The organism is Paenibacillus xylanilyticus, from assembly GCF_013359935.1.
GTDB classification, from domain to species: Bacteria; Bacillota; Bacilli; order Paenibacillales; family Paenibacillaceae; genus Paenibacillus; species Paenibacillus xylanilyticus.
In genome coordinates this window covers 184,284-204,078 of the sequence record NZ_JABMCB010000197.1, presented here as the reverse complement: position 1 = coordinate 204,078, position 19,795 = coordinate 184,284, and the positions used below count along the sequence as shown (strand labels likewise).

The window sequence follows — 19,795 nt, the reverse complement described above, 5'->3', positions numbered from 1 at the left end:
ACAAGACTGGACAGAAAGCAGAGGGTGGAACATGAGCAACGATACGAAAATAGAAGATTACGAACGGGAGCCCGTACCCCAGCATTTACGGAAATCATGGCTCTCGATGGCATTTGTCTGGATTGCGATCGGCATTGATCTGTCCGCCATGTTCTTGGGTGCGCAGCTCGGGGCGGGCATGAGCATCGGCGACTCGCTAACTGCGGTTATCGTCGGTTCTGTTATCTTGGGCATCATTGGTGGTGTCTGCGCCTATGTCGGGGCCAAAACCGGTTTGTCGACGGCCATGATTAGCAGGTTTCTTTTCGGAAATAAAGGGGCGTTAATCGTCTCTGTTATCCTCGGTATTTCTTCGCTGGGCTGGTTCGGCGTTCAGGTCGGCTTCTTCGCTTCCAACTTCCAAACCGCTTTAGGTGAGCTATGGGGTTGGCATTGGTCGCTCTGGGTACTGTCGATCATTGGTGGACTTCTCATGATGTCCACGGCGATCTGGGGTTACCGGGCGATTGAAAAGTTAAGCGTCTGGTCGGTACCGCTGCTCGTCGTGTTTATTATCATCGCTCTGGTCTTGGCGCTTAACGGGGAAGGCGGAAGCAACGTCTGGTCACCATTCGAGGGTGATGCCCTACCGATGGGGACGGCGATTTCGCTCGTCATCGGTATCTTTATTCTTGGAACGGCGCTGTCTCCTGACATTGCGCGCTGGGCCAAAACGCCAAAGCATGCTGTTACCGCGGCGTTTATCGGCTTCTTTGTCGGCAACAGCTTCATGACCATCATTGCGATCTTTTTGTCGCGTGCGATGGATTCCGACGATCTAACGGGCATTCTTCTGACGCTCGGAATCGGTATTCCGGCGATTATCGTGCTGACACTGGCACAATGGACGACCAATACGAACAATTTATATTCTGCGGGGCTGGGTTTCTCCGTCGTATTCAAACGGGTGCCTAAGTCCGTTATCACGATCATTGCAGGTTTAATTGCGACGGCACTTGCCTGCTTCGGTATATATGACCGTTTCATGACGTTCCTGACTTACATTACGATGCTTGTCGCACCGCTGGGCGGAATATACACGGCTGAGTATTTGTTGGTTAGCAAAAAGAGATTCTCGTTTGACGGGCTGGACAGCAACAGGAGCTGGATTCCCCGCTCCATCATCGTTTGGATAATTGCTACGTTCTTCGGATTGATGACAACGATGGCACCAGATGGACTTGGTTGGTTCCAGGTGACGCAGGTTCCGGCACTGGACAGCTTCTTGGTGGCATTTATCGTACAAGCAGTAATAGGCAAATGGGTAGTAAAGAAGGGATGAAAGCATGAACAAGGCAACCAGATTAACAACGTTGGATGAACAGGCAATTGAATATATCGCGATAGGAGCTGCGGTGCTGGGCACAGGAGGCGGAGGCGACCCTCATGTCGGAAAATTGATGGCCATGGAGGCGATCCGCAAGTATGGTCCGGTCCGAATCGCGCAGCTTGATGAGCTCGATGATGAAGGGCTTATCGTGCCGGTATCGATGATTGGAGCGCCGACGGTGATGCTGGAGAAAATACCTTCCGCAGAACAGCTGACCAAACCGCTTGATCTGATGGAAAGAGAACTTGGCCGCAAGGTGGATGCTGTCATGCCGATCGAGGTCGGCGGCGGCAACTCGCTCGTTCCTGTCATTGCGGCAGCACAGCGCGGAATTCCGCTCGTCGATGCCGATGCGATGGGGCGTGCATTTCCCGAATCACAGATGGTGACGTTCCATCTGGAAGGCATCCCGTGCAGCCCGGTGGCGATGGCGGACGAGCGCGGCAATAGCGCGCTGATGCATACGATTGACGGCGTGTGGGAAGAACGGATGGCGCGTGCGCTGACGGTAGAGATGGGTGGTTCTGCCTCTATCTGCGATTATCCGGTATCTGGCGCACAGGCGAAACAGAGCGCCATCGGCGGCACGCTGACGCTCGCCTATGAGATCGGGCGGACGCTGTTTGAAGCGAAGCAGCAGAAGCTGAATCCGGTGCGTGAACTGCTCACGAAGCTGAATGGCCATGCCTTGTTCCATGGCAAGGCCGTGGATATCCGCCGCCGCATGGACGGCGGTTTTACGCGCGGCGAAGCAGTGTTCGAAGGTACTGGCGAGAACAAGGGTAAAACGATGCGACTGTTCTTCCAGAACGAGTTTTTGCTCGCTACCGTTGATGACCAACCACTGGCGATTACGCCTGATCTGATCACACTGTTGGATCAGGATACAGGCATGCCGGTAACGACGGAAAACTTGAAGTATGGAGCCCGGGTCACAGTGGCAGGCTTGCCATGCGATGACAAATGGCGCACGCCAAAAGGCATCGAGACGGCAGGGCCGAGATACTTCGGTTATGACTTTGATTATGTGCCGATTGAAACGTTGGCTTCGAAGAGAGGTGCTGCGAAATGAAGGACAACTTGAACCATGTTTCAACGGCAGACGCAAACCCAATTTACCGCATCGGTATTGATGTGGGTGGAACCAATACGGACGCCGCGCTGCTGGATTCCGACTTGCGCTGCGTACACAAGGTGAAGGTGCATACGACTGCCGATGTGAACGAAGGCATTGTAGAAGCCGTTCGTAGGCTGCTGCAGGAAAGCGGCGTGAATGGCGCAGACATCCGCTATGCGATGCTTGGCACCACGCATTGTACCAATGCCATCGTGGAGCGCAAACATCTCGGCCGGGTTGGCCTTATTCGGATCGGTGCTCCGGCAACGACGGCTGTTCCGCCGCTTGCTGGGTGGGACGAATCGCTGCGCGCTGCAGTTGGGCCGCATAGCTATATCGCCTCTGGCGGATATGAGTATGACGGCCGCAAAATTGCGAATCTGGACGAAGAGCAGATCGTCGAACTGTGCCGCGGAATGAGCGGTGAAGTTGACACAGTGGCGGTGTGCGGCGTATTTGCTCCTGTAAATCGTGAGCAGGAGAAGCGGGTCGGAGACATCGTACGCGAGGTGTTGGGTTCGGACATGCCGGTCACGTTTTCCAGCGAGATTGGCAGCATTGGACTGCTCGAGCGGGAGAACGCCTCCGTGCTGAACGCGGCGCTGCTGCAAGTCATTGCGGGCGTGGTGCGCGGCTTCGAAGAAGCGCTGAACGGCTTCGGCATCAATGCACAGTTGTACATTTGCCAGAATGACGGCACGTTGATGAAGAGTGAATATGCGCTCCGTTATCCAATTCTGACGATTGCCTGCGGACCGACGAATTCCATTCGGGGTGCTGCGCACTTGTCCGGGCTGAGTGACGCGCTGGTCGTTGACATCGGCGGCACGACGACGGATATCGGCGTACTCGTGCAAGGTTTCCCGCGCCAGTCATCGGCAGCGGTGGATATCGGCGGTATTCGCACGAATTTCCGGATGCCGGACATTTTGTCCATTGGCCTCGGCGGCGGTACAATCGTCCGCTTGGATGACGAAGGCGGCGTAACGGTTGGCCCGGACAGCGTTGGCTATGAGCTGACGACACGGGCCCGCATCTTCGGTGGTGATATACTGACGACGACGGACGTGGCTGTGAAGCTGGGCCGGGCCGCATGGCCAGGTACAAACGCGGATGCGGTGGACGAAGCCGTTTGCCGCAAGGTGGATGCAGTCATGCAGCAGAGTTTGGAAGATGCCATTGACCGAATGAAAACGAGTGCCGATCCCGTCGATGTCATCTTAGTGGGCGGAGGCAGTCTGTTGGTACCTGATATGCTGGCGGGGGCAAGCCGCATTATCCGTCCGGATAATTATGATGCGGCAAACGCGATCGGCGCTGCGCTGGGAGAAGTTAGCGGCGAGTCGGAGCGGATCTATTCGCTGGACGACTGGAGTTATGACGACGTGATCCGCGATGCGAAGCAGAGTGCCATGAACGAGGCAGCGGCTGCTGGCGCGAACCCGGGGACGGTACAGATTGTGTCCGTCGAGGACATTCCGATTGCCTATCTGCCAGGCAATGCACTGCTTGTAAAAGTGAAAGCTGCAGGCAAGCTGTAACAGCGCAAGACATGTGAGTTTGCTAGACTGTACTGGAGACAACTTAGAAGTGTGCGTATAGACATTGAGCAATCGTAATCGCATCGTATTGCATTGCTCGGTGGCGAACGGCGCAGAAACACTTCAGAATAAAAAATGGCAGTACGGGATGCTACCCGTACTGCCATTTTTCATGCTGTGAACAGGGCTTTCGTGCCAAGCTTGGATCAAGACGAGCAGGAGCGCCTTTTTTTATGATGCAACGGAAATGATCGAAGAAGCACCTTCTTTGCAGGGCCTCCTTTTATAATATCTCCAACGGTGCGGGTCCGGGAAAAAAGGGAAATTCACACAGTGAAGTAAGATGTTTTTTCATGGAAATGTCCTCGACTCAGGTATTCAAATATGCCACAATAGAGGATCAGGGCATAGGAGAATTAACCCTAAGCACAGCATTGCAAGCTGCAAGATTGCTAACAAATTTGCGTTCAATAATTTATACTAAATAAGCCAGAATATATCTAAGGAGCTGCCGAATCCGATATGAACAAAAAAGAAGTCGCTAATATACGCAAGCAATTTAAAATGGATCACGATTTACTGAACATTTACGATATTCTCAATGTCTATATTACGAAGGAAACGAATGAAGTCTATCACTGGGAACGGCATCCGTTCGAACTGGTGGATCGGGAGAAGCAGGAGTTATACATGGGGAATTTCAAAAAACTGCTGACCGGGGAACTGGATCAAAAATTGTTCGAGTTGAAGTTTCAGGAGCAAGCGGAGGAACCGGCGCAGGTGCTGCTTCACCAAGCTTTGGTGTCAGGTGATCCCGAAGAATGGCAGGACCTGATGCTGGTGCTCGTGGATCGAATGTTGGCGGATGCCAAGTATGAGCGGGATATGGTGGTCACGTTCGTTCGAGGACAGTATTATTTGCCGACCAAGGCGAGAAATGATGAAGCGGAAGAGAGCGAGAAGAACGAGGTGTTCGCCCATCCCTTCATTCTATGCAGCGTGAATTCGACGGAAAAACAACGGAAAACGCTCTTGTTCGATTATGTGGAGCGGGAGTTCAAATACAATGTCATTGTCGATCCGATTATCAAATTAAGCACGCCGGAGCAAGGATTCCTGTACCCGAGTGTGACGGACAACTATTCCGATGTGAATCGCATTTTGTATTGTACGGGCAAATCGAATTTCCCGGATCCGCATTTTGTCGAACAGGTCCTGAACGGAGAAAGATCCGTGACGGCACTGGAAGAACGAGCGATCTTCGAAGATATCGTCAAGGAAGTGGCCGGCGAGGAGCTCGATTCAGCCACGATTGCACAGGTGTACGAGGAGATTAACCGAGTGATCGAAATCAACGAAGAGACAAAGGAGGAAGAACCTCCGAAGCTGGATTATAAAGATCTGGAGCGCGTACTGAATGCAAGCGGCGTGGAAGACGTGACGACCGAGAAGGTAGAACGTGCATTTGAAACGATCGTGGATAACAAGAACTATGAGATGAAAGCGACCAGCGTTATGCCTAAGTTTACTTCCAAATCCATCAAAATTGAGACCAAGGTTGCTACGATTTCGGTTAGCCCTCAGGATTTGAGGTATGTTAAACAGGTGAATTTTCAGGGTAAACGCTGCATCATGATTGAAGTGGACGAAGATGTTGCGATCGAAGGATTCACGTTAGCTTCTGAGACGCTCATAAATTAATCACGTTTAATTGCAGGACAACGATCAGGAATTTACCAAAAGAAGCACTGAAGCAGCAGGAGATGACTTAAGGTGAACAAAATGCTTTTGATCTTGATTGCAGCCGCAACGATGCTGACGGCTTGCGATTCGAACCAGACCAATCCCGTCAACGATGCGGGCAGTAATGAGCATTCCGCACCGACCGAGACGGCGCAGCAAGATAAGGATCAAGCAGAGGAAAGTCCGGACCACGGTGAGTGGTCTTCACTTCCCGAATATGACGTAATTGTTCGGACTATTGATTCGCAGGATTATACTTTTCGAACGGTAACCGATAACGAAAACGAACGCATTCTTCTTCTCGCAAACCAGGATAGTGAGGAGAAATACAAGACCATTTTTATCAAAAACACGAGTCGCCTTAAAATCATTGATGTCGATGGTGGTGGGCAACTTTTCAATGATGTTTTGGAAAACAGCTGAGGTCTGCAGCAGATGAAACACCCCAATTCCAATATAAATCAAGGAGTGTTGCGAAATGAATTTGGAAGAAGTGATGCAGGAGCTTGAGGCGCTCGGCAAGGAACGCACGAAAAAAATATACATGTCCAATGGTGCACATGAACCACTATTCGGTGTGGCTACGGGAGCGATGAAACCGATCGCCCGAAAAATCAAAAAGGATCAGGCCTTGGCTGAGCAGCTGTACGCCACCGGGAATTACGATGCAATGTATTTTGCGGGAGTCATTGCCGATCCGAAAGCGATGACGGAAGCGGATTTTGACCGGTGGATCGAGGACGCCTATTTTTACATGATCTCCGATTTCATCGTTGCCGTCACGCTGTCCGAAACGGATATCGCCCAGCAGGTGGCGGATAAATGGATTGCCAGCGGCGAAGAGCTGAAAATGTCGGCAGGTTGGAGCTGTTACTGCTGGCTGCTTGGCAATCGAAAGGATACCGAGTTCTCCGAGGAGAAGCTGAGCAAGATGTTGGAAGACGTGCAAGCGAGGATCCACCAATCTCCTGAACGGACCCAATATTCGATGAACAGTTTCGTATACACCGTGGGCGTGTCCTACGTTCCGCTGCATGACAAGGCCGTTGAAACAGCGAAGGCCATCGGTCCCGTCGAAGTTCAAAAGGACAAGCCCAAGAGCAAGTTTCTGAATGCTTCCGAAACCATTCAAAATGCCGTAGATAAAAATCGGATTGGTTTCAAACGTAAGTATGTAAGATGTTAAAGGAAGGCAGCACGGGTTGTGAGTAAACCGTAATGTTATCCAAGGTTTAGCCCTTATGTGCATTGCCTTCGACTGAAGTGGAATGGAGTTCCCATGATGAAATTACATTATTTTGAAGTAGTTGTTGACAATCCTGTGGGACTAAAATATAGTAAACACATCAGATTAATGAAGTTTTGAAATATTTAAGTTTTAGTTAATTGAATGTAAGCTGACTGGTTCATCCAGAGGCTCAGGTGGCAACGATTGTCGTTGTCGCCTGAGCCTTTTTTGTTACTCTCCCAATATAATTGAAGAGGTGAAGTCAATGGTTGCTGCTGAAAAAATCAGATTTGAGAGTGTCACCAAAACGTTCAGTGTGCGCGATCCTAAGCAAAAGGAGGCAACACAAGCCTTTACAGCGGTAAAAGACCTGGACTTTTCGGTAAGAAAAGGCGAACTCATAACTATAGTGGGCCCGAGTGGCTGTGGAAAATCAACCTTGCTGGATATGATTAGCGGTTTATCCTCACCTACACACGGACGCATTTTAATTGATGGCCAAACCATTACTGGCCCAGGGCTTGATCGAGGCATTGTATTTCAGCAATATGCATTATTTCCGTGGAAGACTGCGCGCGGCAATATTGAATTTGGTTTGGAAGCCAAGGGCATCCCGAAGCAGGAGCGTAGAGAGCAAGTGGAGCATTATCTTGCGTTAGTCGGGCTTACGCATTTCGGAGACCGTTATCCGCACGAGCTGTCCGGAGGGATGAAGCAGCGTGTGGCGATTGCCAGAAGCCTTGCATTTAACCCAGATGTCTTATTAATGGATGAGCCTTTTGCCGCATTGGACGCTCAAACACGGGAATCCCTACAAAGTGAACTTTTGCGTATTTGGCAGCAAACCCAAAAGACCATCATTTTTATTACACATGGCATTGATGAGGCCGTTTATCTTGGAGAGCGAGTCGTCGTGTTGACACCAGGGCCCGGTATGGTGAGACAAATCGTGGATATTCCGCTCCAATCGCGACTCGAAGATGCGGACATTCGCTCCCATCCTGATTTTGTGAAGGCTCGCCATGAAGTATGGAGTCTACTGCATGAACCCGAATATCGCGGTGCTTATATCTAATGGATAAAGGAGTGTATTTCTATCGAAAACGTAAAAACGGCTCGTTCAACCCTACAGCTTGGTAAACGAAGCCCTGTTGCCTTTTCCGGTGTGCTTAAGTTGTTCAAACAGTCTGTCGTGTTAATTGCATTGATCTTGCTATGGGAAATTGCACCAAGGACGGGCTTGGTAGATGCAGCATTTTTCCCTGCCTTTTCCGAAGTCATCAGGGCGTTGTGGAGTTTGATCATTTCAGGCGAACTTTTCACTCACTTTCTGGCGAGCATCATTCGTTCATTCAGTGGATTCGCCTTAGCCTTAATTATTGCGATCCCGTTAGGGTTACTGATTGGCTGGTATCCATTAGCCAGACAGTTGTTAAATCCCGTGTTGGAACTGTTTCGAAATACTGCCGCATTAGCATTGCTTCCGGTATTCATGCTGCTGCTCGGAATCGGGGAAACATCCAAGATCGCCATCGTCCTGTTTGCCTGCACATGGCCCATTCTTCTGAATACGATTGCTGCTGTTGGTAACGTGGATCCCTTACTTATTAAAGCAGCAAGATCCATGAATATTAAGTCGTTTACATTATTCCTGAAGGTGATCCTACCAGCATCCGTACCAACCATTTTTACCGGTATTCGCATGGCAGGCACAGGGGCGATATTAGTGTTAATTGCTGCAGAAATGGTAGGAGCCAAAGAAGGCTTGGGTTATCTGATTACGTATTCCCAATATAACTTTCAGATCCCGCAAATGTATGCTGGCATATTAACCATTGCCTTGCTGGGCTTAATCATCAACCAAGGCTTGAGTATGCTTGAACGTAAATTTTCCAAATGGAAGCAGCAAGTGAATGAATAGTACGGATTATGAATTGATTTTTTTTAAGGCTAATTCTTACTAAATCGATGTAATTAATGAGTTATGGAAAGAAATCGTTTGGAGGAGGAGAAACGAGATGAAGCGAACATTAGGAATCCTTGTACTTGTAGGCTTGGTAGGTGGTGTTTTATCAGGCTGCTCATATCCCAAGACCTCCGCGAAAAGCGGTGAAGATCAAATCCTGCAATATCAGTCTTCACCTGGAAGTGTTTCTTTTCCGGAACTGGCTGCGGATTTGGGTTATTTAGGGGATTTGAAGTTGGAATCTATAGGGGACAGTGTTGGGGGACCGGAAAGTATTCAATTAACCGCGACAAAACAAATTGACTTTGGTTCAGCATTTAATGGGGCCATTATCAAATCCTACTCCCAAAACGTGAAAATAAAATCCGTCATCGGTTCATACGGCAGTGATGAACATACGTACATCGGAGCATATGCACTCGAAGGGGCGCCAATCAAGTCCGCTAAAGACTTTATCGGGAAAAAGGTAGGGGTGAATATTCTCGGTGCCCATCTGGAGTTTGTGCTCAAAGACTATTTACGACAAGGCAACCTGACTGAGAAAGAAATCGAACAGGTCACTTTGGTGACGGTTCCGAGTTCGAGCGCGGAGCAGGTTCTGCGTAATCAACAGATTGATGTAGTGTTACTAAGCGGAATCGGCCGGGACAGGGCTTTGGCAACAGGCGGGATCACTGAAATTTTTAGAGATATCGATGTGTTTGGAACGGAGTTTACTGCGGGCGATTATTTCTTCAGTGAAGCGTATATCCGGGAGAATCCGAACACGGTGAAGCAATTTGTAGACGGGGTTGCGAAAGCCATTGATTGGGCCCAAACCACACCCAGGGAAGAAGTCATCAAGCGGTTTGAGGACATTGTAAATAAGCGTGAACGAAAGGAAACGACAGAAAATCTGAAATATTGGAAGAGTACGGGCATTTCGGAAAAGGGGGGCGTGATTACTCCATCGGAATATGGGGTTTGGATCGATTGGCTTGTGAATAATGGCGAGCTAAAAGAAGGTCAATTAAAACCGGAAGATTTATATACGAACGAGTATAATCCATTTGCTAAATAATCTTTTATATAAACCGCAAAAACATACACACGTTAACGGAAAGGCAGTACCAATCTGGAGAAGCGAAGCGCTCGCCTGAAAGCTTTCTGAATGAAAGCTGCATCGGAAGCATAGGCTTATCACCGGATTTTCCCCTTAGAAAAGGGGAACCAAAAAATCTGGGGATAACAGCGATCGGAAGATGGTACTGTACTTGCAGTGTCCTTGTGTGATTGAGTAGTTCGGTTTATATAGATTAGTTTTTAATATGAGATAAGGGAGTGGTTCGTATGACAAGAAAACAAATGAAATTGGGAGCTTTCATTAATCTGCCCGGCCATCATGTCGCAAGCTGGCGTCACCCTTCTTCAGGTGCAGGTCGCGCATTTGATTTGGACTATTTAACGGAAATTGCACAGACGGCTGAACGTGGCAAATTCGATATGGTGTTTTTTGCCGATGTATTGGGTCAGAGGCTTTCCGGGAATGCACAATCCTCATTGAAGCTGGACCCCGTTATTATTATTTCAGCACTTGCAGCGGTGACGAAACATATTGGATTAACGGCCACGTTGACGACGACCTATAACGACCCTTACCATGTGGCGCGTAAATTCGCAGCCATTGATCATCTGTCCAAAGGACGTGCCGCCTGGAATGTAGTCACATCCGCCAACGATGGAGAAGCTCTCCTGTTTGGTAAGGATAAGCATTTGCAGCATGCACTCCGTTATGAACGCGCCGAGGAATTCGTGGACGTTGTCAAACAACTCTGGTTGTCCATAGAAGATGAGGCGCTTGTCATCGACAAGGAAAAAGGACGGTATTTAGATGTAGAGAAGGTACATCCCGTTAACCATGAGGGTGCCTGGTTTAAGGTGCAGGGCTCGCTTGATTCCCCGACAACACCGCAAGGACATCCCGTGATTGTTCAGGCCGGATCTTCTGAATCAGGAAAAGAGTTAGCAGCGAAGACGGCGGAAGTTATTTTTACAGCATGGCAAACCCTTGAAGAGGCACAAGTCTTTTATCGGGATGTTAAAGGGCGACTGGCTAAATACGGGCGTAAACCGGATGACCTGAAAATCATGCCTGGTGTGTTTATTACGGTTGCCAAAACAGAGGCAGAAGCCTTATTGAAACAGCAGCAATTAAACAGCTATATATTGCCTGAAGTAGGATTGGCGTATTTGTCCGCTTTTACCAATATTGATCTGTCGGGGTATGATGTCGATGAACCACTGCCGGAAGCGAGCTCCATTGAAGATGAGACGAATCCGCGAATCCGCTACAATATCATTCGCGAAATTGCGAAACGGGAGAATCTGCAATCGATACGTGCAATCTATGAACGAATTGCAGGAGCGCGCGGCCATCGGGAAATTGTCGGCACCCCGGAACAAATCGCGGATCAATTGGAAGAATGGTTCTTGAATGAAGGTGCAGATGGCTTTAATATTATGCCACCGCATTTCCCGGAGGGTTTTAATGATATCATTGAATTGGTGATACCGGAATTACAGCGGAGGGGCTTATTCCGTACAGAATATGAAAGCAGCACCCTTCGAGGGAATCTGGGGTTATCTGTGCCTGCGGTAAAAACACGCGAAAAGGCATTAACCGGCGCGAACACTGGAGAGAACGTGTAAGGGATGAACATTAACGCAACCTTTCGGGGTTGCGTTTTTTACATTAGGGAACTGGAGTTTACCCATTTAGAGGAGGATACCAGCCGCCTTCTGTTTAGTAATTACACCCACCCCGTAAACTCCAATATGGACGCTTTCGCGGATTGCACTTCGGATTGTGCGCCTTTGCGCCATGCTTTGGGCGACTTCCCCATCAGCTTGGAGAAGCAGCGATTGAAGCTGGAAATGGAGTGGAAACCAACTTGCTCAGAGATCGATAGAATGGAGTTGTCCGTGCTTTTCAACTGCTTGCAGGCCTCTTCAATCCGGGTGCTGTTGATAAAATCGAGAGGCGTCGTACCCATAATTTCATGAAATTTTCTGCGGAAATGTGTTGTACTCAAGTGGCATAGATCGGCCAAAAAAGCGATGGTAATGGGGGTCATATAATTTTTGGTGATGTACTCCAGCACCGGTGAAATAACAAGATCGCCTTTCAGACTATGGTCTTGACCCTGTTCTGCCAGGGGCTGATTCCTGGAATGAATCCGCAGGAGTTCGATATACAGGGACAGCATCAGGCCATAGGCACTTTCCTGGTAGTAGGGGTTCTGTTGTTTCAACTCCTCAACGATCGATGTGGCAAGGGTATACACCTTGGGATGCTGCTCCTTGCTTAGCACACAGTTCGTTCCCTGCACAGCCCATAAATTCGGCTCAAAGTCACGGTATGTACTTTTCAATGAATGCTGAAACAGGTCCTCTGGCGAAAAGAAAATATAAGCCCACAGGCTGGCTGTATTAGGCGTGCTGTATGTTGTGTGGGGAAGATATCTGGGAATGAAGGTTACATCGCCGGCCTGAAAGGGAACGGATTCTCCCTTGATTTCCATGATGCCGCTATCCGAATAACAGATGCCAATCTCCAGATGGTTATGAAAATGAAGATGTTCGCTCTTGATATCGGATATTTTCCAACGTTCACCGCTTAACAGCAGCACAGGAAAGTGAATGGGCAGGCTGTAATGGCGATATTCAATGACAGGCTTCTTTTTTTTAGGCATCTACGATCCCCCTATTTGTTAATTGGAGTCCATTTTTATTAGAAACTACAGTAAAGGTAACTATGAAATTCTACAATTAAACGGTAACGGAGAGGGCAGAACAAATCTGGAGAAGCAGAGTGTTCGCCTTTATCACCTGATTTTCCCATAGAAAAGGAATCAAAAAAATCTGGGGATAACAGCGATCGGAAGATTGTTCTGACAGCGGAGTGACTTAGTGTAAACCTTAGATATTATTCATAAATGGTTGAAATTGCGCAGTTTTGTTGTGAATATGCTTAGATTGACACTATTTTACTGCGTAGAATGGGATAAGTAAAGCGTTTACAATAATGGACGGACACCTCTCAGGGCGCACTTGGGGGCGTGTGCGCAGGAGAGGGGAATACCAATGCTTCAAGTGAAATATGACAGGGAAGAGATTTTAAAGGTCATCGATATCGTCACCCAAAAAACGCTGGCCATGGATCTAACGTGGGATTGGCCTTGCGGCGTGGCCTATTATGGTGTAACCAGAGCTTATCAAACGACGGGGAACAAGGAGGTTTTGGACAGGCTGGTTCAGTGGGCGGATGAGTACATTGAGCTCGGTCTGCCAAGCTGGACGGTTAACACCTGTGCCATGGGCCATATGCTGATTACCTTGTATGAAGAAACAGGGGATCAGAAGTATTGGGATATTGCCTTGAGCAAGGTGGACTATCTCCAGAACCATGCGCTCCGCTTCGGAGACAACGTGCTGCAGCATACCGTATCCGTTGCCAATGATTTTCCGGAACAAGCCTGGGCGGATACCTTGTTTATGGCTGCATTTTTCCTGCTGCGCGTGGGCAGCAAACTAAAAGATGAGGCCATGATTCAAGATGCCTTGAATCAGTATTACTGGCATATCAAATACCTGCAGGACCCGAGCACGAGTCTCTGGTATCACGGCTATAACAACGTTAACAAGGACCACATGTCCGGATTTTACTGGGGCAGAGCGAACGCCTGGGGCGCCTATACGATGTCACAGGTGAAACCGCAATTGAAGGACTGGTATTTGTATCCGCAATGCATGGACGTCGAGTGTTCGCTTCGGGATCAACTGGCAGCACTGAAGCTGGTACAGACGGAGAACGGCCTGTGGCGGACAGTTTTGGACGACGAGGAGTCCTATGAAGAAGTATCGGCATCTTGCGGGATAGCGGCAGCTATGATCAATAACGGCAATCCGCTGCATACCAAATATGTACAAAAGGCTTTGGATGGCGTTCTGAAAAACATCACTGAAGACGGGCGCGTACTGGGTGTATCCGGCGGCACGGCTGTAATGAAGGATCGTGAAGGATATCGTAATATCCCCAAAGACTGGATTCAGGGCTGGGGTCAAGGCCTGGCACTCGCTTTTCTGTCCGACATGTTGAGATAGGAGGAGATCCACGTGTCCAAAAAATCAACGGGAGCCTTTACCCTTCCTGGAGAATCGGGTTATGAGGCGCTGACATTGGAACTTGCTGAACGGTGGGGTGCCGATGTCATTCGTGACAGTGACGGTACCAAATTGTCGGATGAGATTATCAATGCAGGTTACGGTATTTATTCGACGATCTGTATTATCCGGGATCACAACGAGTGGGCTTCCCGCAATACGGATAAGCTGCAGCAGTGTTTCCTGATTACGAACCCCAAGGTGGCCGTGCAGGATTACCTATCCATCTACCTGATGGAGGATTTCTTCGCTGAACAGTTCCGGGTTAACGATTCCCGGGAAGCGTTCAAGTATTGGCAGGTCTATGACCGGACGACGGGGAAAGAAGTGCCGAGAGAACAATGGAATTATGAGCGGGAATCCGGCAATGTGGTCATTACCGGCATTGTTCCGTGGCATAAATACACCGTCAGCTTCATGGTTTACCGGATATGGGAAGAGATCTCCATGTACAACCACACGACCAATGACTGGGACAAAGAACACCTGATGCAGATTGATCCCATCTATCCAGAAACTCAAGCATACTTGCTGAACTGGATGGAAAATTGGTGTCAGGAGCACAAGGAAACGACCGTTGTCCGGTTTACTTCACTGTTCTATAATTTCGCCTGGATCTGGGGCAGCAGTGAGCGGAACCGTCATCTGTTCTCGGACTGGGGTTCATATGATTTTACGGTAAGTTCAAGAGCACTTGATCTGTTTGCCAAAAAGGTCGGCTATTCCCTCACGGCTGAGGATTTCGTGAATGGCGGGAAATATCAGGTCAGTCATATCCCTGCGGATCAGCGGAAGCTTGACTGGATGGCATTCATCAATGATTTCGTGATTGAATTCGGCAAAAAGCTGATTGATATTGTACACAAACATAACAAGCTGGCCTATGTCTTCTACGATGACAGTTGGGTCGGCATGGAACCTTATAATGACCGTTTCCAAGAGTTTGGATTCGATGGCATGATCAAATGCGTATTCTCCGGGTATGAGGCAAGGATGTGTTCGGGGATCGACGTGGACACGCATGAAATCCGGCTGCACCCATACCTGTTCCCGGTTGGTTTAGGCGGCCTCCCTACTTTCAAGGAGGGCGGCGACCCAACGCTGGATGCCAAGAAATACTGGATTAATATCCGGCGTGCCCTGCTCAGGGAGCCGATTGACCGGATCGGACTGGGCGGTTATTTGCACCTGGTCGAGCCTTACCCGGATTTTGTGGATTACATTGAGAAGATTGCGAATGAATTCAGGGAAATGAAAGAGCTGCACCAGGCTGGCAAACCTTATCAGATCAAGACCAAGGCAGCTGTTCTGCATAGCTGGGGCAAACTGAGATCGTGGACGTTGTCCGGGCATTTCCATGAAACCTATATGCATGACTTGATTCATGTCAATGAAGCCTTATCCGGATTGCCGGTTGAAGTGCGGTTCATTGATTTTGAAGACATTCGTCAGGGCGTACTGCAAGATTGCGATGTCGTGATCAATGCCGGTTCTGCCGGTTCCGCATGGAGCGGTGGAGACCACTGGAATGATCACAAATGTGTGGATTTACTGACGCAATGGGTGCATGAGGGTGGTACCTTTATCGGCATCAATCAGCCTTCGGCGATCGAGGGATACGACAACTTTTTCAGAATGGCACATGTTCTTGGGGTGGATGAGGATACTGGTTCCAGAGTCGTTCATGGAAGATGGTCTTATGAGGTTCAGGATAAGCATGGATTAGTACCGGATGAGGCCAGCATTACGCCTAAGAACGGTATTTATCTCACGGATGGAACAGCTGAGGTACTGCACGAAACGGATGGCCGCATTACGCTGTCTTCACATGCCTTCGGCAAAGGAAAAGGAATCTATCTTCCTGCATTCGCATTCAACTGGGAGAATACCAGATTGCTGCTGAATCTGATTCGTTTTGCAGGCAACGAGTACGATGAAACGAAGTATATCCCGGATAACCTGTATACCGAGTGTGCTTACTATCCGGAAAGTAACATATTGGTTGTCATCAACAATAGTGACCAACTGCAAGAAACAACGATCGATACAGAGCATGGAAAACAAACGCTGGAACTGGCCCCGTATGATACGGTTATCACCAAACTTGGTGTAAACAAATCGGTGTCCTCATAAAATATCTTCTTCATAGACCGTTTCCCTGACTAGGGAGCGGTCTATTTTAGCTGAACAGGATTTTCTCCATGAATATGTTGTTGGATTCCCTTCTTTATGAGCCAGCTCATTTTTGCTATGCTAAATTCAAATATCTGGATACGGGAGAGAGCATGGATGCCTAAAATACTGATCGTTGACGATGAAGCGGATCTGCTCAAGCTGCTGACCGAATATTTTGAAATCAATGGATATACCGTTATGACGGCCAAGAACAGCCGGGAGGCGCTACGGAAAGTGGAACAACAACCCGATCTCGTTTTGCTAGATATCAACATGCCTGAGCAGAACGGTCTTCAATTATGCGAGCAAATCCGAGACTTTGTCTCTTGCCCGATTGTATTTTTAACGGCTCGAATCGAAGATGCTGATAAAATAGCCGGATTTCAGGCTGGAGGCGATGACTACATTCTGAAACCTTTCAGCATTCATGAGCTGGGGGCCAGGGTCGAAGCGCATTTGCGCAGGGAACGGCGAATCCAGACTAAATCCTCGGTGAGGTTTAACGATGATCTGGTCATTGATTATACGGCCCGGGAGCTCTACTACCGGGATGAGCGAATTCCTCTGGCCAAAAAAGAGTTCGCTATTATTGAACTGCTGTCAATGCATCCAGGTATGGTGTTCGAAAAGGAGCGCATATACGAAAAGATATGGGGCTTGGACAATGAAGGTGACAGCAGTGTGATGGCGGAGCATATCCGGCGAATTCGCTCCAAATTTAAGGAGTTTGGTTGCTCTAACCGAATCGAGACCGTTTGGGGAGTAGGATATAAATGGCCAAGTTTATGAACAGGCTGCTGCTGAAGCCGTTTACCTTGCTGCAATCTTTTATCCTGTTATGCGTGGTCACGCTCATTGCCGTGCTGGCCGTCATAACCCTGGAGTTCGCTTGGGCGGAGAACCTGCGGCTGCGTTATGGAGAAACGGATTGGGTACTGCCTTCCCTCGTCGCGGCGGTGCTGCTAACCGTGGCCGCCGGGATTGTCACCATGGCCGTTTTATTTTACAGATTGAAACTAAAACGTCCGTTGGAGCTGTTAAAGCGAGCATCCGAGAACATTTCGGCCAACGATCTGGGCTTCCGTATCTCCTATGACAGCCGGGACGAAATGGGAGAGCTGGTCAGGGCCTTTGAAAGCATGCGTACACAATTGGAGAAAAACGTAAAGACACTCTGGCGTTCGGTAGAGGAGCGCAAGCAGCTCAATGCAATTTTTGCCCATGACCTTAGAACACCGCTGGCGGTGTTGAAAGGAAACGCCGAGCTTCTCTCCACCTATCTGCCGGAGAAGAAATTGTCGGAAGAAAAGGTGCTGGACCTGATCCATACCATGAACCTTCACATTGTACGTCTGGAGAGCTATGTGGAGGCGATGAACTCGATACAGAAGCTGGAGGATGTCCCGGTACATCGCCAGTCGACGGATGTAATCTCATTGACGGCTTTGCTGAATGACAGCGGCGAACAAATCGCAAGGAAATTCGGCAAACGCTTTGTCTCTTCCATGGAATGTGATCATACTGCAATTAACGTGGATCCTTATATCATCATGCAGATTTTCGAGAATGTGGTGGCCAATGGGGGACGATACGCAGTCAGTCAAGTGAACGTTCGTTACATCGTACAGGAAGGCTCTATGAAGATTACTGTCTCAGACGACGGGCCGGGCTTCTCGGACGAAGCCTTGCACAAGGCCGATCTCCCTTTTTACCGCGATGAGGTGTGGGATGCTACCGAACATCGCGGGCTGGGCCTTTACGTTTGCAAAGTTTTTTGCAAGAAACATGGAGGGAGCCTGCATGTTGAAAACGGACCTCGCGGTGGCGGAACTGTGACAGCAAGTTTGGGGTTTGGGGACCCGAGTTGATAAATAGTTGAAAATGACATGATAGCATTTCCTTATCTTGATTTAAGGAGTGTTATGATGCCAAAACTGAAAAAAAGTATTTTTTTCGTAATAAGCTGCTTACTGTTGTTATGTTCCATGTGGGTGAACCCTGTGTCCGCCACGGAAGCCCGAGACAAGACAGAAGTCATGAGGGACATCGACGAATTTATGACTCAGAGCATGAAAGCCAATCATATCAAGGCTGCATCACTGGCAATTGCCAATAACGATGAGGTCTTCTACGCAAAAGGCTATGGAACATTTGAAAATGGCCAAAACGTTACGGGCGGAACTCCTTTTCCCATTGCTTCGCTAAGCAAGTCCTTTACCGCATTGGCTGTTCTGCAGCTCGCGGACAACGGTCAGATTGACCTGGATGCGGCTTACGCTTCCTATTTTCCCGGGCTTTCCCCACGAGATCCTCATTTTCGTGATATTACGGTCCGCCATCTATTGAATCAGACCAGTGGTCTCAATGACAAAATAAATCCCGATATGACGAGGACTCCGCAATTCCAATCCCTGGACGAGGCAAGCCGGTTAATATCCGAGGTTCAATTGGCCCATAACCCCGGAAATGCCTACAGCTATCATAATCCCAATTACGTGCTGCTGGCGAACCTTGTGGAGAGCGTCAGCGGAGAGCGCTTTTCGGATTACCTGAAAAGGCACATTTTTGAACCGCTAGGAATGAATCATACCTTCAGTGTCAGCACGACGCTGCAAATCGATGGGAATGAAGCTGTTCCGTCAGGACATTACTCGAGTTTGGGACGTTCTGTAAGTCAATCGGAACCACTGTGGTTTATTGAGGGCCCTGCAGGCATCGTATCAACCGCTGAGGACATGTCGCTGTGGATGCTTGCCCAATATCACGGCCGCCTGCTTTCCCCCGATCTGATGAAACAATATCATGAAGCCGGAGCCATCGGGCCGTACGGCATGGGATGGCTTGCAGATCCCCAAGATGAATCCGGGGGGCGAACGATCTCCCATAGCGGTATTTTCTGGACATACAAGTCGGAAGAAACGGTATATTTGGATGAGCAGCTGGGCATCGCGGTGATGTTTAATTCGGGTATAAATGCTTTTGTGAACTACTCGGCTTTTATCGATGGAATCGCGGATATTATGAGGGGGGAGAAGCCCGAAGCCTCTTTTGTGAACGGCCGAAACATGGAAATTATCATGATTGCGCTCATCCTCGCTACGCTTGTATGGGGCGTCTATGCCTATTCTCGCATCCGTCGGAAGAACCAACGTCTCACAATCAGCAGATTGATTCTGATCACGGTCGGCAGGCTGATCCCAATCCTGATTCTCTTGTTCCTGTCTCCATTAATGACGTTTATCGGCGGAGGGCGCGTGCTGCCCTGGTTCGGCATCTGGACTACCCTGTCGTCTCCAATCATATGGCTTGTTGCATGGTCGCTTGTCAATATAGGGCATTTGGCTAGTTATTATTACATTTATGTTCAGAATACAAAGAAAGGCCGAATATCCAAAACCATGAGGTGAATAGATGATACGTATGGCTGTGGGCGCGGTCATCCAAAAGGGTGACG

General features: G+C 48.9%; 16 protein-coding genes. 15 read left to right on the top strand and 1 reads right to left on the bottom strand.

The annotated features are described in order from the left end of the window. The first annotated feature begins 31 nt into the window (after positions 1 to 31). From HP552_RS23385 to HP552_RS23340, 10 genes are all read left to right on the top strand, one after another. On the top strand, positions 32 to 1,321 hold the full coding sequence (locus HP552_RS23385; RefSeq protein WP_175397792.1) for a cytosine permease: 1,290 nt from the start codon (positions 32 to 34) through the stop codon (positions 1,319 to 1,321). Positions 1,322 to 1,325: 4 nt separating this feature from the next. After that, positions 1,326 to 2,441, top strand: a complete 1,116-nt coding sequence (locus tag HP552_RS23380; RefSeq protein WP_175397791.1) for an S-methyl thiohydantoin desulfurase family protein — start codon at positions 1,326 to 1,328, stop codon at positions 2,439 to 2,441. After that, a complete protein-coding gene (locus tag HP552_RS23375; protein ID WP_376768980.1) occupies positions 2,438 to 4,027 on the top strand; it encodes an ROK family protein in 1,590 nt (529 codons plus the stop codon). Before HP552_RS23380 ends, HP552_RS23375 begins: the two co-directional genes overlap by 4 nt. A 522-nt stretch (positions 4,028 to 4,549) precedes the next feature. Continuing rightward, entirely contained in the window at positions 4,550 to 5,728 is a 1,179-nt protein-coding gene (locus HP552_RS23370) for a DUF4317 domain-containing protein (RefSeq protein WP_175397790.1), read from the top strand. Positions 5,729 to 5,800: 72 nt separating this feature from the next. Further along, positions 5,801 to 6,193: a hypothetical protein gene (locus tag HP552_RS23365; protein ID WP_175397789.1), complete on the top strand. Its 393-nt coding sequence runs from the start codon at positions 5,801 to 5,803 to the stop codon at positions 6,191 to 6,193. A gap of 55 nt (positions 6,194 to 6,248) precedes the next feature. Further along, the gene (locus tag HP552_RS23360) at positions 6,249 to 6,956 is read left to right on the top strand and encodes a DNA alkylation repair protein (protein WP_175397788.1); all 708 of its coding nucleotides are present in this window, start codon (positions 6,249 to 6,251) and stop codon (positions 6,954 to 6,956) included. Between the two features lie 307 nt (positions 6,957 to 7,263). Then, positions 7,264 to 8,073 (top strand): ABC transporter ATP-binding protein, encoded by an 810-nt coding sequence (locus HP552_RS23355; RefSeq protein ID WP_175397787.1) that lies wholly within the window; start codon positions 7,264 to 7,266, stop codon positions 8,071 to 8,073. 90 nt (positions 8,074 to 8,163) lie between these two features. Further along, positions 8,164 to 8,919 carry an ABC transporter permease gene (locus HP552_RS23350; protein WP_312884339.1) on the top strand — a complete coding sequence of 252 codons (756 nt, stop codon included), beginning with the start codon at positions 8,164 to 8,166 and terminating at the stop codon, positions 8,917 to 8,919. A gap of 97 nt (positions 8,920 to 9,016) precedes the next feature. Then, positions 9,017 to 10,024 carry an ABC transporter substrate-binding protein gene (locus HP552_RS23345; RefSeq protein WP_175397786.1) on the top strand — a complete coding sequence of 336 codons (1,008 nt, stop codon included), beginning with the start codon at positions 9,017 to 9,019 and terminating at the stop codon, positions 10,022 to 10,024. Between the two features lie 269 nt (positions 10,025 to 10,293). After that, positions 10,294 to 11,652 carry an LLM class flavin-dependent oxidoreductase gene (locus tag HP552_RS23340; RefSeq protein ID WP_175397785.1) on the top strand — a complete coding sequence of 453 codons (1,359 nt, stop codon included), beginning with the start codon at positions 10,294 to 10,296 and terminating at the stop codon, positions 11,650 to 11,652. A 101-nt stretch (positions 11,653 to 11,753) separates the two neighbouring features. Here the strand turns inward: HP552_RS23340 and HP552_RS23335 are convergent, their stop codons facing one another. Further along, the gene (locus HP552_RS23335) at positions 11,754 to 12,695 is read right to left on the bottom strand and encodes an AraC family transcriptional regulator (RefSeq protein WP_175397784.1); all 942 of its coding nucleotides are present in this window, start codon (positions 12,693 to 12,695) and stop codon (positions 11,754 to 11,756) included. A gap of 391 nt (positions 12,696 to 13,086) precedes the next feature. Between HP552_RS23335 and HP552_RS23330 the strand changes: the two genes are divergently transcribed. The 5 genes from HP552_RS23330 to HP552_RS23310 all read left to right on the top strand — a co-directional run bounded on the left by HP552_RS23330 (position 13,087) and on the right by HP552_RS23310 (position 19,748). Beyond that, complete coding sequence (locus tag HP552_RS23330) at positions 13,087 to 14,106, top strand: glycoside hydrolase family 88/105 protein (RefSeq protein ID WP_175397783.1); 1,020 nt, start codon at positions 13,087 to 13,089, stop codon at positions 14,104 to 14,106. Positions 14,107 to 14,118: 12 nt separating this feature from the next. After that, positions 14,119 to 16,299: a 1,3-beta-galactosyl-N-acetylhexosamine phosphorylase gene (gene gnpA, locus HP552_RS23325; RefSeq protein ID WP_175397782.1), complete on the top strand. Its 2,181-nt coding sequence runs from the start codon at positions 14,119 to 14,121 to the stop codon at positions 16,297 to 16,299. Between the two features lie 156 nt (positions 16,300 to 16,455). Beyond that, entirely contained in the window at positions 16,456 to 17,130 is a 675-nt protein-coding gene (locus HP552_RS23320; RefSeq protein ID WP_175397781.1) for a response regulator transcription factor, read from the top strand. Next, positions 17,115 to 18,209, top strand: a complete 1,095-nt coding sequence (locus tag HP552_RS23315; protein WP_175397780.1) for a HAMP domain-containing sensor histidine kinase — start codon at positions 17,115 to 17,117, stop codon at positions 18,207 to 18,209. The genes HP552_RS23320 and HP552_RS23315 overlap by 16 nt, the downstream gene beginning before the upstream one ends. A gap of 132 nt (positions 18,210 to 18,341) precedes the next feature. Beyond that, a complete protein-coding gene (locus HP552_RS23310; RefSeq protein WP_312884337.1) occupies positions 18,342 to 19,748 on the top strand; it encodes a serine hydrolase domain-containing protein in 1,407 nt (468 codons plus the stop codon). Positions 19,749 to 19,795 lie beyond the last annotated feature (47 nt).

Excerpts from the sequence above, each read along its gene's own strand:
- HP552_RS23330 (WP_175397783.1), top strand. The coding sequence starts at position 13,087 with ATGCTTCAAGTGAAATATGACAGGGAAGAGATTTTAAAGGTCATCGAT.
- HP552_RS23320 (WP_175397781.1), top strand. The coding sequence starts at position 16,456 with ATGCCTAAAATACTGATCGTTGACGATGAAGCGGATCTGCTCAAGCTG.
- HP552_RS23380 (WP_175397791.1), top strand. The coding sequence starts at position 1,326 with ATGAACAAGGCAACCAGATTAACAACGTTGGATGAACAGGCAATTGAA.
- HP552_RS23360 (WP_175397788.1), top strand. The coding sequence starts at position 6,249 with ATGAATTTGGAAGAAGTGATGCAGGAGCTTGAGGCGCTCGGCAAGGAA.
- HP552_RS23335 (WP_175397784.1), bottom strand. The coding sequence starts at position 12,695 with ATGCCTAAAAAAAAGAAGCCTGTCATTGAATATCGCCATTACAGCCTG.
- HP552_RS23385 (WP_175397792.1), top strand. The coding sequence starts at position 32 with ATGAGCAACGATACGAAAATAGAAGATTACGAACGGGAGCCCGTACCC.
- HP552_RS23340 (WP_175397785.1), top strand. The coding sequence starts at position 10,294 with ATGACAAGAAAACAAATGAAATTGGGAGCTTTCATTAATCTGCCCGGC.
- HP552_RS23375 (WP_376768980.1), top strand. The coding sequence starts at position 2,438 with ATGAAGGACAACTTGAACCATGTTTCAACGGCAGACGCAAACCCAATT.
- HP552_RS23355 (WP_175397787.1), top strand. The coding sequence starts at position 7,264 with ATGGTTGCTGCTGAAAAAATCAGATTTGAGAGTGTCACCAAAACGTTC.
- HP552_RS23315 (WP_175397780.1), top strand. The coding sequence starts at position 17,115 with ATGGCCAAGTTTATGAACAGGCTGCTGCTGAAGCCGTTTACCTTGCTG.
- HP552_RS23370 (WP_175397790.1), top strand. The coding sequence starts at position 4,550 with ATGAACAAAAAAGAAGTCGCTAATATACGCAAGCAATTTAAAATGGAT.
- HP552_RS23345 (WP_175397786.1), top strand. The coding sequence starts at position 9,017 with ATGAAGCGAACATTAGGAATCCTTGTACTTGTAGGCTTGGTAGGTGGT.